We start from the raw sequence: 14,677 nt of genomic DNA, 5'->3' as shown, positions 1-14,677 counted from the left end.
TATTTCCAGGACGAATCTGAACCACAACGGCGAAAATATTTGCCAATCTGAATGTGAATTACGATTTTGCACGCCGTAACATTAAACAGACAACGACACGGAGGCAGCATGTTTACTTATTACCCGGCACATACCACAGCAGCACAACCCGAACTCGTTAACGCGATTGCGCAGGGTCTTCAGGCAGAGCACGGCGTTGTTACCGAAGATGACATTTTGATGGAACTGACCAAGTGGGTGGAAGCCACAGACAATGACATCCTCAGTGACATCTACCAGCAAACCATCAACTATGTGGTCAGCGGGCAAAATGCACCTTTGTAAAAACCTGCTAAGCTGGATCTGCAACCTAAGGGGTTACATTTCGTTTGCGTGAGCAAACTTGTCCTTAAAACTATCAACGGGATTGAGGAGTTAAAATGAAATCGAACCGTCAGGCACGCCACATTCTGGGACTGAACTACAAGCTCTCTAACAAGCGTAAAGTGGTTATTGAGGAGGGTAGCGAAACGCAGGTTACCCACGCTACCGGCAGAAAACGCCCTTCCGGCAAGTAAGTTCCGGCACGATATTCACAACACCATCGGTAATCCCGATGGTGTTTTTGTTTATGTGTTGCGGTAATTAATATTCAGCTCCTTTATAATACCAACCGACCGCACCCCGTAGCACAGGCCAGAAAGATGACAAACAGCAGTGTCAGGGACGGATCTTCTTAAAAAGAGTGAGTGACATGGACAACAAACTGAAAAAACATCGTTCCCTTTATATTCCTTACGCCGGTCCGGTTTTACTGGAGTTTCCTCTTCTGAACAAAGGCAGCGCCTTTAGCATGGAAGAGCGCAGCAGCTTTAACCTGCTGGGCCTGCTGCCTGAAGTGGTTGAAACCATTGAAGAACAGGCGGAACGCGCCTGGATCCAGTATCAGGGTTTTAAAACCGAAATCGATAAGCACATCTACCTGCGTAATATCCAGGACACCAACGAAACCCTCTTCTACCGCCTGGTGCAGAACCATCTCGAAGAGATGATGCCCGTCATTTACACCCCAACCGTCGGCGCGGCATGTGAACGCTTCTCAGAGATCTACCGTCGTTCCCGCGGCGTGTTCATCTCTTATCAGAACCGTCACAACATGGATGACATTCTGCAAAACGTGCCGAACCACAACATCAAGGTGATCGTGGTAACCGATGGCGAACGTATTCTGGGCCTTGGCGACCAGGGCATTGGCGGGATGGGTATTCCCATCGGTAAGCTCTCGCTGTATACCGCCTGCGGCGGGATCAGCCCGGCCTACACCCTGCCGGTGGTCCTGGACGTGGGGACCAACAACCAGCAACTGCTGAACGATCCGCTGTACATGGGGTGGCGTCACCCGCGCATTACCGACGACGAGTACTATCAGTTTGTGGATGATTTCATCCAGGCCGTGAAGCACCGCTGGCCGGACGTGCTGTTGCAGTTCGAAGACTTCGCACAGAAAAACGCCATGCCGCTGCTGAACCGCTACCGCGATGAGATCTGCTCGTTCAACGATGACATTCAGGGCACTGCGGCAGTGACCGTCGGTACGCTGATTGCTGCGAGCCGTGCGGCAGGCAGCCAGCTCAGCTATCAGAAAATTGTCTTCCTGGGGGCAGGCTCCGCGGGCTGCGGCATCGCCGAGCAAATTATTGCCCAGACCCAGCGCGAAGGCTTAAGCGAAGAGCTCGCCCGCTCCCGCGTCTTTATGGTGGACCGTTTTGGCCTGCTGACCGACGGTATGCCAAACCTGCTCCCGTTCCAGACCAAACTGGTGCAGAAGCGCGAGAACCTGAAAAACTGGGATACGGATAACGAGGTGCTCTCGCTTCTTGACGTGGTGCGCAACGTGAAACCGGATATTCTGATCGGCGTATCCGGGCAGACCGGCCTCTTCACGGAGGAGATCATTCGCGAGATGCATAAGCACTGCGAACGCCCTATCGTGATGCCGCTATCGAACCCGACCTCACGCGTGGAGGCGACGCCGCAGGATATCATCGCCTGGACCGAAGGCAATGCGCTGGTCGCGACCGGCAGTCCGTTCGATCCGGTGGTGTGGAAGGACAAGCTCTACCCCATTGCGCAGTGCAATAACTCCTATATCTTCCCGGGTATTGGTCTGGGAGTGATCGCTTCCGGCGCGTCCCGCATCACCGACGAAATGCTGATGTCCGCGAGCGAAACGCTGGCAGGTCACTCACCACTGGTGAATAACGGTGAAGGCCTGGTACTGCCGGAGCTGAAAGACATTCATAAAGTGTCCCGCGCAATTGCCTTCGCGGTAGGCAAAATGGCGCAGCAGCAAGGCGTCGCGGTGAAAACCTCTGCCGATGCGTTGCAGCAGGCGATTGATGATAATTTCTGGATGCCGGAATACCGTAGCTATCGTCGTACTTCGATTTAAGCATTGCCCCTCACCCAGCCCTCTCCCCAAAGGGGAGAGGGTGAAAACCGCACCGGACAGTTCCCACGCCCCTTTGGGGACAGGGTTAGGGTGAGGGGAATATACGGCACTTCCCACTAGCCAAACCCATTTTCCCCCGCTACACTCCCTTCATCCATTAACCTACTGAATATATAAGGAGGCCAATTATGCTGTACTGTGAAATTTTCAATGTTTCACATACATTTGGTGATCGCACCAGCTCAAGCGTTATCGGTATCGTGCTGCGATAACTTCCGCTTGAGCGAAGACACTAACCCCTGAAATCCCTTCTCTCGGGCTTACTGAGTTATCGTCAGCGATGTTTGACGAGGCATAAACATGCCTGTAACTCCTGGGTAAGCAACAATGAGCACTCTACTTACTGCACATTCTTTACGTGTTGATACCGCGTTTGGCACGCTCTTCGACTCTCTCTCCTTTACGTTGAAAAAAGGCGACCGCATTGGCCTGCTGGGTGATAACGGCTGCGGAAAAAGTACGCTGCTGAAAATCCTCGACGGGACGCAGTCCCCTGCTGCCGGAACCGTTTCACTGGCTGGACATTGCCTGCTGGCGCGCGTGGAACAACATCTGCCGGAGACCCTTTATCCCCTGACCATGCTGGATGCGGTGCTGGCGCAGCTGCCGACCGGTGAGCGCGACAGTCTTCGCTGGAAGGCCGAGACGCTGCTGGCCGGAATGGGCTTTACGACGCAGGAAACGGTGCTGCAATCCGCCACGCTGAGCGGCGGTCAGCATACGCGGTTGCTGCTGGCGCGGGCGTTGATAAGCGATCCGGATCTGCTGCTTCTGGACGAACCGAGCAACCACCTCGACCTGCCGACCCTGCTGTGGCTGGAGCAGTTTTTACAGAGCTGGTCCGGCAGCTTTGTGCTGGTTTCACACGACAGGCAACTGCTGGACGCGATAACCAACGGCAGCTGGATCCTGCGCGATAAAACACTGCACTACTTCGCCCTTCCCTGCACTGCCGCCCGTCAGGCGCTGGAGGCGAAAGACGAAAGCGATGCGCTGCGGCATAAGGCAGAGCAAAAAGAGATCGACCGCGTCACGGCCAGCGCCAAACGCCTCGCGACCTGGGGCAAGGTCTACGACAACGAAGATCTCTCCCGTAAGGCTAAGCAGATGGAAAAACAGGTCGAACGGCTTAAAGAAAACCAGACGGAACTGACGGCGGGAAGCCCGTGGACCTTAACCCTGCGCGGGGACGCGCTTCGGGCCGACCGCCTGCTGGAAATAACCGACCTCGGCGTCCCCCCGGCGCCGGGTCTGCCAGACCTGTTTACCCTCGTCAGCGCGCGGCTGAAGAGCGGCGATCGCGTGGCGATTGTGGGTCGTAACGGCTGCGGAAAATCGTCGCTGCTGAAGCTTATCTGGCGACATTTTCGCGACGAGATCTCGGACGAGCGGCTTAAGCGTCATCCGCGCGTTTCACCCGGCTACTACGACCAGACGCTGCATCAGTTGCCAGACGATACGGCGCTGCTTGATGCGCTGGAGCCTTTCGCGCCAGATCCGCAGACCCGTAAAATGGCGCTCATCAGTGCCGGCTTCCCGTGGGCGCGGCACGGGCAAAAAGTCAGTACGCTGAGCGGCGGGGAACGTTCGCGCCTGCTGTTCGTCGGCCTGACCCTTGCCCGTTATAGCCTGCTGATGCTGGATGAACCGACCAACCACCTGGATATGGAGGGCAAAGAGGCGCTGGCGGAAACGCTGCAACAGTTTGAAGGCGGAGTGCTGCTGGTGAGCCACGATCGTCAGTTAATTAGCCAGTGCTGTAACCGCTTCTGGCTGATTGAGGACGGCAGGCTGAGCGAATGGCACGATGCGGAGGCGGTCTTTGAGCGCCTGCGTGAGGACGCCGGTCCGGCTGTACCTGAGGCATCGAACGCCGCATTGAAGGCACCCTCTTCAGCGTCAGACGATCTGCTCGAACGCCTTGTCGCCCTGGAAACGTTGCTGGAAGAAGATTTGGCGCGTAAGCCCAAACATCAAAAACCGCAGTTGCAGGCGCAATGGCGAAAAGAGATTGAGGAGATAGAAGCCCAACTGTAAGCCTGTACCCGGCGGTCATTACGCCGGGTCTTTTTTACGTCAGTGTTTTTCCCTACTGATTATTAGAGGATCGCCGTATTCTTAATCTGAAACTGAGCTAAATGATGACATTATGTTGCGGTTGCCTTGCATTACAGCGTCAAAGTATTAATCCTTAATGGGTATTACACCTGCTATGCAGATACTCATCATGAAAGGAGAAACACATGAAGGCTGCTGTTGTCACTCAGGATCATCAGGTTAATGTTACAGAGAAAACCTTACGCGCGCTTAAACATGGTGAAGCGCTGCTGAAGATGGAGTGCTGTGGCGTGTGCCATACCGATCTCCATGTTAAGAATGGCGATTTTGGCGACAAAACCGGGGTGATCCTCGGCCACGAAGGGATTGGTATCGTCAAAGAGATTGGTCCTGGCGTCACGTCGCTAAAAGTAGGCGACCGTGCAAGCGTGGCGTGGTTCTTTGAAGGCTGTGGCCACTGTGAATATTGTAATACCGGCAACGAAACGCTGTGCCGTGACGTGAAAAACGCGGGTTACTCCGTTGACGGCGGCATGGCGGAGGAGTGCATCGTAACCGCGGATTACGCGGTTAAAGTCCCGGACGGGCTGGACTCCGCGGCAGCCAGCAGTATCACCTGCGCCGGGGTCACCACCTACAAAGCGGTAAAAGTCTCTGACATCAAACCCGGCCAGTGGATTGCGATCTATGGCCTGGGCGGTCTGGGCAACCTCGCGCTGCAATACGCCAAAAATGTCTTCAATGCGAAGGTTATCGCCATTGACGTGAATGACGAGCAGCTGAAGCTCGCTGCCAGCATGGGAGCAGACTTAACCGTGAACTCCCGCAGTGAAGATGCGGCAAAAGTGATTCAGGAGAAAACCGGCGGTGCGCATGCGGCGGTGGTGACGGCAGTAGCGAAAGCGGCCTTCAACTCTGCCGTTGACGCAGTTCGCGCCGGAGGCCGCGTGGTGGCTGTTGGCCTGCCGCCGGAAGCGATGAGCCTGGATATTCCACGTCTGGTCCTGGATGGGATTCAGGTGGTGGGCTCTCTGGTGGGTACCCGTCAGGATCTGCTCGAAGCCTTCCAGTTTGCGGCTGAAGGTAAGGTGGTTCCGAAAGTCACGATGCGCCCATTGGAAGATATCAACGCCATCTTTAAAGAGATGGAACAGGGCCAGATCCGTGGCCGTATGGTGATTGATTTACGTTCTTAACCCCGGCGGCCGGGTAGCGGCTTTGCCCTGCCCGGCTTTTCACGTGGACGAACGGCGATCGGAAATCCACTCCTGAACCTCGATCTGGAACGTGTCAGGCGCTTTTCGATACATCTTCCGCGCCAGATCCAGAATGGTATGGCGCCCTAACTCCTCTTCCATCCGCTGCTGCGCGCTGTCCATGACCGAGCGCACCCCACACGGGCCGTCACAGACCCAGGCAGGTGGCGTTTCATCAAACACCGCCAGGCGCTGACGCACTTCCCGACACTCAAACATATTCTTCTCGCCGTCGATGGCGTGCGCCACGTCCAGCACGCTGATCAGCTCGGCCGGACGCGCCAGCCGGAAGCCTCCCCCTTTGCCTTCGGTGCTGATAACCAGCCCCGCGCGTGATAAACGGGTGAAGATTTTTCCAAGATAGTCGTACGGCACGCCCTGCAAGGCCGCCATCTCCCGGACGCTCATCTCACGTTCATTGCCTTTTGCATCCACCATACACATCAGGCTATGAATGCCATATTCCACACCAGAACTGTAAAACGCCATGGCTCACTCCGGGTCATTGTTCGCTGCATTATAACGATTTTTAACTCAGAAAGAAGTTGTCGCAGTTAACTCCGACAAGTATAGTGGCAGTTATGTCAGACATACAGCCTGACGCACTAAAGGATCGAGTATGAAAAAGCAGATTTTAATTGTGGGTAGTGGGTTTTCCGGTATGTGGGCTGCGGTCAGCGCCGCGCGCCTTTCTGCTCTGGCGGGTAACAATAGCCTCAGCATTGCCGTGCTGGCCCCTGTTGCGGAGCTACGCGTTCGCCCACGCTTTTATGAAGAGAACGTGTCGACGATGGTCGCGCCGCTGACCGAACTGTTTGCTGAGCTGGGTATCGCCTTTATTGCGGGCGAAGCACAACGTATTGATACCTCGTCTAAAACCGTTTTGTATCGCGATTCAAACGGCGCGATTGCTGACGTCGCCTGGGAACGTCTGATCCTCGCAACCGGTAGCCAGACTAAACGTCCTCCTGTTGCCGGTCTGGCTGAATACGCCTTTGATATCGACCAACTCGACTCCGCCAGGTTATTCGAGCAACATCTTGATTCGCTGGTTTCGCGCCCCTCCACCCCGGAGCGTAATACCGTGGTCGTGTGTGGCGGCGGCTTTACCGGCATCGAGCTGGCAACGGAACTCCCTGCCCGGCTCCGCACTCGCTTCGGCGCCAATACAAAGACTAAAATAATCGTAGTTGAAAGGGGTGCAACCATTGGCGGGCGTTACAGCGGGGCGCTGAGAAACACCATTGAAGAAGCAAGCAGCGCGCTGGGCGTTGAATGGCGTTTAAACAGTGAAGTTGAAGCCATCGATGCCAGCGGCGTAACGCTGAAAAACGGAGAACGCATTGCCAGCGCCACTGTAGTGTGGACGGCAGGGGTAGAAGCTAACCCCCTCAGCCTGCAAATTGACGGGGAACGCGACACTCAGGGACGCCTTATCGTCACCGACACATTGCAGGTTCCTGCGCATCCGGAGGTTTACGCGACGGGTGATATGGCGCATGCCAAAACGGACGATGTGGGCAACACGGCGCTGATGACCTGCCAGCACGCGATCCAGTTGGGGAAATTCGCCGGACACAACGCGGCGGCCAGCCTGTTAAATGTGGAGCCGTACCCTTACCGTCAGGTGAACTACGTTACCTGTCTGGATTTGGGTAGCTGGGGCGCGGTATACACCGAGGGCTGGGACCAGCGCATTAAATCCGTGCGCGAGGAAGGCAAAAAGATCAAAGTTGCCATCACCAACGAACTGATTTACCCGCCAGCAGCAGACAAAGCGGTTGCTTTTGCCGCCGCTGACCCGCTGGCGAAATTCGTGTAGTCCACTCCACCACCCGCGACCAGCGGGCAACATGTGGAATCAGGCCAGCGCTCCTGCGTTGGCCTGACGCTTTTTGGCACATAAATAACCATACATCAACAGAGAGGTCATCGCTGAGAAGGATAAGATCGCTGCCGGCAGCGTGACATAACTCCAGCTAAAGCCGAGCGTAATCATCATTCCACCGAAATACGCGCCAATTGCGCTGCCGAGGTTAAACGCCATTTGTCCGCCTGCGGCCCCCAGCATCTCGCCGCCTTTCGCATTTTGCAGCAGCAGTATTTGCAGCGGCGCAGAGAGCGCAAACAGCCCGGCGCAGCACACGAATCCCATTACCAGTGAAGCTGTTTTAAGCTCGCCAAAGGCGAACAACGCCAGCAGCGAAGCCACAATCACCAGGTCGGTGGTGGCAGCAATGCGCAGCGGGCTAAAGCGCGACGACAGCTTGCCGCTGAAGACATTTCCCAGCACCATGCCCAGCCCCATCAGCATCATGATCGCGGTCATCACGCCCTCGGAAAAGCCTGACACGTTGACCATAAACGGCTTCACGAAGCTAAACCAGGCAAACACCCCGGCATTGCCAAACATCGTAGCGGCAAAAATCAACCACGGTTCCGGTTTCTTCAGGAAATGGAATTGTTCTGTCAGCCGGGTGGTTGTCGTGTCGTGAATGTCTGGCACCCACAGCAGAACAGACAGGATCACCAGCGCGTCAAAGACCGCAATCAAAAAGAAGGTGTAACGCCAGTTAAATTCATGTCCCAGCCACGTCCCGAGTGGTACGCCAAGCAGGTTGGCAACGGTCATCCCGGCAATCATCCCGGCCACAGCGACCGTCACTTTACCCGGCGGTGCGATTTTTGACAGGATTATCGCCCCCACGCCGAAAATCGCGCCATGCGGAAAACCAGAGATTAAGCGCCCCGCCGCCAGCCCCACGTAGGAGTCAGAGAAGGTAAAGAGTGTGTTACCAACGACGCACATCGCCACCAGAAACAGCAGCGTTGTTTTCAGCGAAAATTTGCTGGAGAACAGCGCCACAATCGGCGCGCCGATCACCACGCCAAAAGCGTAAAACGAAATCATATTTCCGGCAGAGGGAATCGAAATGCCCGTGTCATGGGCCAGTTCTGTCAGCACGCCCATGATGCCAAATTCAGCCATCCCCAGACCAAAGGTAGCCAGTGCTAACGAAAAAATTGTCTTTTTCATACCGCGACCACTGTTAAAAAATACGCAGCGTGCATTATTGATTAAACTTGTATGGTGAACCAGTTCAAATCAGCTTTCTGACACATTAATCCATTCATTCAGGCCGATTACACGCTTAGTACGGCCTCGATCCCGCGACCGGACCCATAGGGAGACCCTCCATGGTCAGTAAGAAGAAAACCCGTGTTGTTGATGATGTCGTTAAAAACGCGCCGCTCAAAACCAAAACGTACGAGCAAGAGCTGCGCCGCCTCCATGTTGAACTGGTTAAGCTCCAGCAATGGGTGGTCGCCAAAGGGTTAAAAGTCTGTATTGTTTTTGAAGGGCGAGACGGCGCCGGTAAAGGCGGCGTCATCAAAGCCATCACCGAACGCGTCAGCCCCCGGGTGTTTCGCGTTGTTGCGTTACCGGCCCCCACCGATAAAGAGAAAAGTCAGCTCTATTTTCAGCGTTACGTTCCTCATCTGCCCTCTGCCGGGGAAATCGTTATTTTTGACCGCAGCTGGTACAACCGCGCGGGGGTGGAAAAAGTAATGGGTTTCTGTACTGAAGAGCAGACCGAAAAATTTCTTGATGGAACGCCGGTAATGGAAAAAGCGATGGTCGATGCCGGGATCATATTGTTGAAATACTGGCTTGAAGTAACGCCAAAAGAGCAGGAACGCCGCCTGCGCGATCGCATTAATGATGGTCGCAAGATCTGGAAGCTGTCTCCAATGGACATAAAATCTTTTAATCTGTGGGATGAATATACCCTCGCCCGTGACGCGATGTTTAAAGCGACCGACACCGCCTGGGCGCCGTGGTTTGTGGCGCGCTCAGAAGATAAAAAACGGGTGCGGCTGAATATTATTTCGCATCTGCTTTCACAGATCCCCTATAAAGAAATTCACGTAGACAAAGTGGATTTACCGAAACGCAAGATCGGCAAAGTGAAGCCTACAAAATATCCCTTCCGGTATATTGCAGAGCGATTTTGATACGGGGAAGCAGGCCAGCACAAGCGCAGCGCCGCCGGACAATGCCGACGGCGCAAGGTTTACTTCAACCCTTCCGAACTCTCTTTTTGCGCTTCAAGACGCTCAACGTCCCGGTACCAGCGCGGATGGTGTTTTTGCGCCCAGCGGCGGCTCACCTTCCCTTCAATCATGCCTTTAATCGATCCTTTCACCCAGAAGGCCATATACATATGGATCAGAATGGCGTGGATCAGAATAATGGCCGAGGTCGCGTGGATCAGCAGCGCATAACGCACTACCTGAATCGGGAAATAGTGCGCAAAATACGGACGCCAGATGATGACCCCGGTCACCAGCAGCACAAAAATCATGCTCATGATGGTCCAGAACATCATCTTCTGCCCGGCGTTGTATTTCCCCACCTTCGCGACTTTATGCTCGTTGCCTTTCAGAACCTCAACAATCCCTTTTAGCCACGGAATATCCTGCTTGTCAGGGATGTTGTGATGAACAAAACGCACGAACATAAACATCAGCACCACGAAAATCAGCACGCCGAAGAACGGATGCAGAATGCGCCCCATCTGCGGTGTCCCGAAGGTTTCCGTGAGCCACTGTAGCGTCGGGAAGAAGAACGATATGCCGGATACCGCCACCAGGAAGAAGCAGATGACTACCGTCCAGTGACAGGCGCGATCGACAAATTTTGTGCGCACTATCATTTTCGACTTACTCATGATGCTCCTCCTCGTCGTCATCCACCTCTTTATTCGGCCCGATACCGATGTAGTGATAAATCAGCCCGGCAAAGGTGGCGATAAAGCCCGCCGCTGAAAGCGGTTTAAGCGCCCCTTTCCACAGGTTGATTGATGTATCGATCGCCGGATCTTTCGGCAGATTATGATACAGCTCCGGCTGGTCATTGTGGTGCAGAACATACATGACGTGCGTGCCGCCCACGCCCTGCGGGTTATAAATCCCGGCCTTGTCATAGCCGCGCGCTTTGAGCTTATCCACCCGCTGCTGCGCCACTTCCAGCATCTCTTTTTTGGTGCCGAAGTGGATCGCCCCGGTAGGACAGGTCTTCACGCAGGCAGGCTCCTGGCCGACGCTGACGCGATCGACGCACAGGGTGCATTTATAGACCCGGTTATCCTCTTTATTGAGGCGCGGGATATTAAACGGACAGCCTGCGATGCAGTAGCCGCAGCCGATGCAGTTATCCTGCTGGAAGTCGACGATCCCGTTGGCGTACTGAATGATTGCCCCGGCAGACGGGCACGCCTTCAGGCAGCCCGGATCTTCACAGTGCATACAGCCGTCTTTACGGATCAGCCACTCCAGCTTGCCGTTCTGGTCGGTTTCGCTAAAGCGCATCACCGTCCAGGACTTGGCGCTCAGATCAGCAGGATTGTCATAGACCCCAACGCAGTGCCCCACCTCGTCGCGGATATCGTTCCACTCCGAGCAGGCCACCTGGCAGGCCTTACAGCCCACGCAGGAAGAGACATCGATCAGCTTGGCGACTTCTGCCTTGTAGTCCCGCGCACGAGGCGCGGGCGTTATCGGGTTGGTCGCGGAGCGTTTAATAATGTCTTGTGTTTCCATCGCCATTTAATCGCTCCTTACGCTTTCTCGATGTTGACCAGAAACGCTTTATACTCCGGCGTTTGCGAGTTGGAATCGCCAACGTTTGGCGTCAGGGTATTAGCGATGTAGCCTTTCTGCGCTACCCCTTCAAAGCCCCAGTGCAGTGGTATGCCCACCGTTTCCACCTGCTGGCCGTGCACGTTCAGCGTTTGCAGACGACGGGTGACCACCGCCACCGCGCGAATAAAGCCGCGCTTGCTGCTGACCTTCACGCGATCGCCATTGGCAATGCCTTTCGCCTTCGCCAGGGTTTCGCTTATCTCCACAAACTGTTCCGGTTGCGCGATGGCGTTAAGCCGCGCGTGCTTGGTCCAGGTATGGAAATGCTCGGTCAGGCGGTAAGTAGTGCCGACATACGGGAACTTGTCTTTTTTACCTAAACGCAGCACGTCGTCTTCGTAGATGCGTACCACCGGGCTTGACACCACGTTCGGGTGCAACGGGTTAGTGCCGAGCGGCGTTTCCATCGGCTCGTAGTGTTCAGGGAACGGCCCTTCCGCCAGTTTGTCGATAGCAAACAGACGTCCCAGCCCTTCCGGCTGCATGATAAACGGCCCGGTGTTGCTACCCGGCGCGGCGGTGTTGAAGTCCGGGATATCGTTCCCCGTCCACTTCGTGCCGTTCCACTCGATCAGCATGCGTTTCGGATCCCACGGCTTACCGTTCACGTCTGCGGAGGCACGGTTGTACAGTACGCGGCGGTTTAACGGCCACGCCCATGCCCAGCCCAGGGTGTTACCCAGGCCTGACGGATCGGCGTTATCGCGGTTGGCCATCTGGTTACCCTGCTCAGTCCAGCTGCCGGTGTAGATCCAGCAGGACGAGGCGGTGGTACCGTCGTCACGCAACAGCGCGAAGCTATTGAGCAACTGGCCTTTCTTCGCCACCAGATTGCCGTTGGCATCGTACAGGTCGGCCAGCGCCACACCGTTGTTCTCTTTTGCCACCTCTTCGGACTCAGGATGATCCGGCTGCTTGTAGTTCCAGCTCATCTTCAGCAGCGGCTCAGCGCCTTTGCCGCCTTCTGTGCGGTACATCTCGCGCAGACGATGGTAAATCCCGGCCAGAATTTCGCCGTCATTACGCGCTTCACCCGGCGCATCCTGACCTTTCCAGTGCCACTGTAGCCAGCGGCCAGAGTTGGCAATAGAACCGTCCTCTTCCGCAAAGCAGGTCGATGGCAGGCGGAACACCTCCGTCTGAATGGATGCCGGATCGACATCGTTTGATTCACCGTGGTTCTGCCAGAACGTAGACGTTTCGGTGACCAGCGGATCGATAACCACCATGTACTTCAGCTTGCTCAGGCTGCGAACGACTTTGTTTTTATCCGGGAATGACGCCACCGGGTTAAAGCCCTGGCAGATATACCCCGTGACGTCGCCCTTATCCATCATGTTGAAATACTTGATGACATCGTAAGCCTGGTCCCATTTCGGCAACCACTCAAAGCCCCAGTCATTCTCTTTCTGCGCCGCGTCGCCGTAGAACGATTTCATCAGACTGACGGCAAACTTCGGATAGTTACTCCAGTAGTTCACCTGGTCCGGACGCGTCGCTTTTGGCGTGTTGGCGTCAAGCCAGCTTTGCCAGTCGGTCTGCTTCTCGGACGGCAGGGTCAGGTAACCCGGCAGGCTGGTCGACAGCAGGCCGAGGTCGGTTAAGCCCTGAATGTTAGAGTGCCCGCGCAGGGCGTTCACGCCGCCACCGGCCATCCCCATGTTGCCGAGCAGCAGCTGGATCATCGCCATGGTGCGAATGTTCTGCGCGCCCACGGTATGCTGCGTCCAGCCCAGCGCGTACAGGAAAGTAGTGGTTCTGTCGGCGGCACTGGTGGAGGCCAGCACTTCACACACTTTCAGGAAGTCCGCTTTCGGCGTACCGCAGATGTTTTCCACCACGTCCGGCGTATAGCGGGAAACGTGCTGTTTCAGCAAGTTCCACACGCAGCGCGAATCGCTCAGGGTCTCATCGCGTTTCGCGTAGCCGTTTTCGTCGAACTGATAGTTCCAGGATGATTTATCGTACTGACGTTTCTCGGCGTCATAGCCGCTGAACAGACCATCTTCGAAAGCGAAATCTTCCCGCACCAGCAGGCTGGCATTGGTGTAATGCTTAACGTATTCCGCGTTAATCTTATTGTTTTCGATCAGGTACAACAGTACGCCGGAAAGGAACGTAATATCCGTACCGGAGCGGATCGGCGCATAGATATCAGCCACCGATGCCGTACGCGTAAAGCGTGGATCGACGACAATCAGCGTCGCATCGTTGTTGTTTTTCGCTTCCATCGCCCAGCGGAACCCCACCGGATGGGCTTCAGCGGCGTTACCGCCCATAACCACCACGACGTTTGCGTTTTTGATATCAACCCAGTGGTTGGTCATCGCACCGCGACCAAATGTTGGAGCAAGACTTGCTACCGTTGGTCCGTGTCAGACGCGCGCCTGGTTATCAACCGCCAGCATGCCGAGGGAGCGCACAAATTTTTGCGTCAGCATGCCGGTCTCATTACTTGCCGCAGAGGCACACAGCATCCCGGTGGAGGTCCAGCGGTTTACCGTGATGCCCTGCTCGTTCTTCTCAATAAAATTGGCGTCGCGATCCGCTTTCATCAGTTTTGCAATTCGGGAGAAAGCGTCGTCCCAGGAGATACGCTGCCATTTGTCAGACCCCGGCGCACGATATTCCGGGTAGCGCAGACGGTTTTCACTGTGGACGTAGTCCAGCAGCCCCGCCCCTTTCGGGCAAAGCGCCCCGCGGCTCACCGGATGGTCCGGGTCCCCTTCAATATGATAAATCGCTTCTTTGGCGTTCTTCGCGCCATCACCCAGGCTATACATTAATAGCCCACAACCCACGGAGCAGTATGTGCAGGTGTTACGGATCTCTTTCGCGCGCAGCAGTTTATAGTTGCGTGCCTGAGCCAGCGCCATTTTGGGAGCGAATCCCAGCATCGCGGCTGTTGTTCCGGCCATACCGCCCGCGCAGATTTTAAAAAATTGTCTGCGGCTGACGTCCATTGTTGTCCTCGTTATCTGATAAGACTTCGCGCGGCAAACTAACAGCAAAGCCCCTTTTTTTATTGCGTCAAATCAAGGTCGCTATACTTAGCCCCCCAAATAGTCACCGCTGGTACGATTTGCTACTCTTTTCGGGGTATCTCCCCCGTAGAAAATTCGCCAGGTGTAGCGGATAGATGCTATAAGTTTTCCCTTTGATTTTT

At 55.3% G+C, this 14,677-nt stretch carries 12 protein-coding genes; 7 read left to right on the top strand and 5 right to left on the bottom strand.

All coding sequences use genetic code 11. The features are described from left to right. Window positions 1-108 precede the first annotated feature (108 nt). From bdm to adhP, 5 genes are all read left to right on the top strand, one after another. On the top strand, window positions 109-324 hold the full coding sequence (gene bdm / locus ACOTX4_RS17035; RefSeq protein WP_003857061.1) for a biofilm-dependent modulation protein: 216 nt from the start codon (window positions 109-111) through the stop codon (window positions 322-324). 95 nt (window positions 325-419) lie between these two features. Continuing rightward, the gene (gene sra / locus ACOTX4_RS17030) at window positions 420-557 is read left to right on the top strand and encodes a stationary-phase-induced ribosome-associated protein (RefSeq protein WP_003857059.1); all 138 of its coding nucleotides are present in this window, start codon (window positions 420-422) and stop codon (window positions 555-557) included. 176 nt (window positions 558-733) lie between these two features. After that, complete coding sequence (locus ACOTX4_RS17025; RefSeq protein ID WP_003857058.1) at window positions 734-2,431, top strand: NAD-dependent malic enzyme; 1,698 nt, start codon at window positions 734-736, stop codon at window positions 2,429-2,431. A 387-nt stretch (window positions 2,432-2,818) separates the two neighbouring features. Then, complete coding sequence (locus ACOTX4_RS17020; protein ID WP_045333066.1) at window positions 2,819-4,528, top strand: ABC-F family ATP-binding cassette domain-containing protein; 1,710 nt, start codon at window positions 2,819-2,821, stop codon at window positions 4,526-4,528. A 206-nt stretch (window positions 4,529-4,734) separates the two neighbouring features. Beyond that, window positions 4,735-5,745 carry an alcohol dehydrogenase AdhP gene (gene adhP, locus ACOTX4_RS17015; protein ID WP_023314184.1) on the top strand — a complete coding sequence of 337 codons (1,011 nt, stop codon included), beginning with the start codon at window positions 4,735-4,737 and terminating at the stop codon, window positions 5,743-5,745. 39 nt (window positions 5,746-5,784) lie between these two features. Here the strand turns inward: adhP and ACOTX4_RS17010 are convergent, their stop codons facing one another. Then, on the bottom strand, window positions 5,785-6,294 hold the full coding sequence (locus ACOTX4_RS17010) for an RrF2 family transcriptional regulator (protein ID WP_015570482.1): 510 nt from the start codon (window positions 6,292-6,294) through the stop codon (window positions 5,785-5,787). A 130-nt stretch (window positions 6,295-6,424) separates the two neighbouring features. Here ACOTX4_RS17010 and ACOTX4_RS17005 point away from each other — a divergent pair, with 130 nt between their 5' ends. Next, window positions 6,425-7,627, top strand: coding sequence for an NAD(P)/FAD-dependent oxidoreductase (locus tag ACOTX4_RS17005; RefSeq protein ID WP_045333067.1), 1,203 nt, complete (start codon window positions 6,425-6,427; stop codon window positions 7,625-7,627). A gap of 39 nt (window positions 7,628-7,666) precedes the next feature. On the opposite strand, the gene araJ is transcribed toward ACOTX4_RS17005, so the two are convergent. Continuing rightward, window positions 7,667-8,842: an MFS transporter AraJ gene (araJ, locus tag ACOTX4_RS17000; protein ID WP_003857053.1), complete on the bottom strand. Its 1,176-nt coding sequence runs from the start codon at window positions 8,840-8,842 to the stop codon at window positions 7,667-7,669. A 161-nt stretch (window positions 8,843-9,003) separates the two neighbouring features. Between araJ and ppk2 the strand changes: the two genes are divergently transcribed. Beyond that, a complete protein-coding gene (ppk2, locus tag ACOTX4_RS16995) occupies window positions 9,004-9,822 on the top strand; it encodes a polyphosphate kinase 2 (RefSeq protein ID WP_023314186.1) in 819 nt (272 codons plus the stop codon). 59 nt (window positions 9,823-9,881) lie between these two features. Here ppk2 and fdnI read toward each other — a convergent pair whose 3' ends face one another. From fdnI to fdnG, 3 genes are read right to left on the bottom strand one after another with little or no spacing between them, the layout of a single operon-like run. Further along, the gene (fdnI, locus tag ACOTX4_RS16990; protein WP_003857050.1) at window positions 9,882-10,538 is read right to left on the bottom strand and encodes a formate dehydrogenase-N subunit gamma; all 657 of its coding nucleotides are present in this window, start codon (window positions 10,536-10,538) and stop codon (window positions 9,882-9,884) included. After that, the gene (gene fdxH / locus ACOTX4_RS16985) at window positions 10,531-11,415 is read right to left on the bottom strand and encodes a formate dehydrogenase subunit beta (RefSeq protein WP_003857048.1); all 885 of its coding nucleotides are present in this window, start codon (window positions 11,413-11,415) and stop codon (window positions 10,531-10,533) included. Before fdxH ends, fdnI begins: the two co-directional genes overlap by 8 nt. A gap of 11 nt (window positions 11,416-11,426) precedes the next feature. Continuing rightward, complete coding sequence (gene fdnG / locus ACOTX4_RS16980; RefSeq protein ID WP_099544046.1) at window positions 11,427-14,474, bottom strand: formate dehydrogenase-N subunit alpha; 3,048 nt, start codon at window positions 14,472-14,474, stop codon at window positions 11,427-11,429. Window positions 14,475-14,677: the final 203 nt, after the last annotated feature.

The organism is Enterobacter cloacae complex sp. IR5459 (assembly GCF_049238005.1).
In the GTDB taxonomy this organism is placed as follows: Bacteria; Pseudomonadota; Gammaproteobacteria; order Enterobacterales; family Enterobacteriaceae; genus Enterobacter; species Enterobacter hormaechei_C.
The sequence above is the reverse complement of the archived record's forward strand: the minus strand, read 5'-3'. Positions and strand labels throughout refer to the sequence as shown.

What these genes read in the sequence shown, in the direction of transcription:
- ACOTX4_RS17025 (WP_003857058.1), top strand. Translation starts at nt 734, where the DNA reads ATGGACAACAAACTGAAAAAACATCGTTCCCTTTATATTCCTTACGCC.
- ppk2 (WP_023314186.1), top strand. Translation starts at nt 9,004, where the DNA reads ATGGTCAGTAAGAAGAAAACCCGTGTTGTTGATGATGTCGTTAAAAAC.
- ACOTX4_RS17010 (WP_015570482.1), bottom strand. Translation starts at nt 6,294, where the DNA reads ATGGCGTTTTACAGTTCTGGTGTGGAATATGGCATTCATAGCCTGATG.
- fdnI (WP_003857050.1), bottom strand. Translation starts at nt 10,538, where the DNA reads ATGAGTAAGTCGAAAATGATAGTGCGCACAAAATTTGTCGATCGCGCC.
- adhP (WP_023314184.1), top strand. Translation starts at nt 4,735, where the DNA reads ATGAAGGCTGCTGTTGTCACTCAGGATCATCAGGTTAATGTTACAGAG.
- fdxH (WP_003857048.1), bottom strand. Translation starts at nt 11,415, where the DNA reads ATGGCGATGGAAACACAAGACATTATTAAACGCTCCGCGACCAACCCG.
- ACOTX4_RS17020 (WP_045333066.1), top strand. Translation starts at nt 2,819, where the DNA reads ATGAGCACTCTACTTACTGCACATTCTTTACGTGTTGATACCGCGTTT.
- araJ (WP_003857053.1), bottom strand. Translation starts at nt 8,842, where the DNA reads ATGAAAAAGACAATTTTTTCGTTAGCACTGGCTACCTTTGGTCTGGGG.
- ACOTX4_RS17005 (WP_045333067.1), top strand. Translation starts at nt 6,425, where the DNA reads ATGAAAAAGCAGATTTTAATTGTGGGTAGTGGGTTTTCCGGTATGTGG.
- sra (WP_003857059.1), top strand. Translation starts at nt 420, where the DNA reads ATGAAATCGAACCGTCAGGCACGCCACATTCTGGGACTGAACTACAAG.
- bdm (WP_003857061.1), top strand. Translation starts at nt 109, where the DNA reads ATGTTTACTTATTACCCGGCACATACCACAGCAGCACAACCCGAACTC.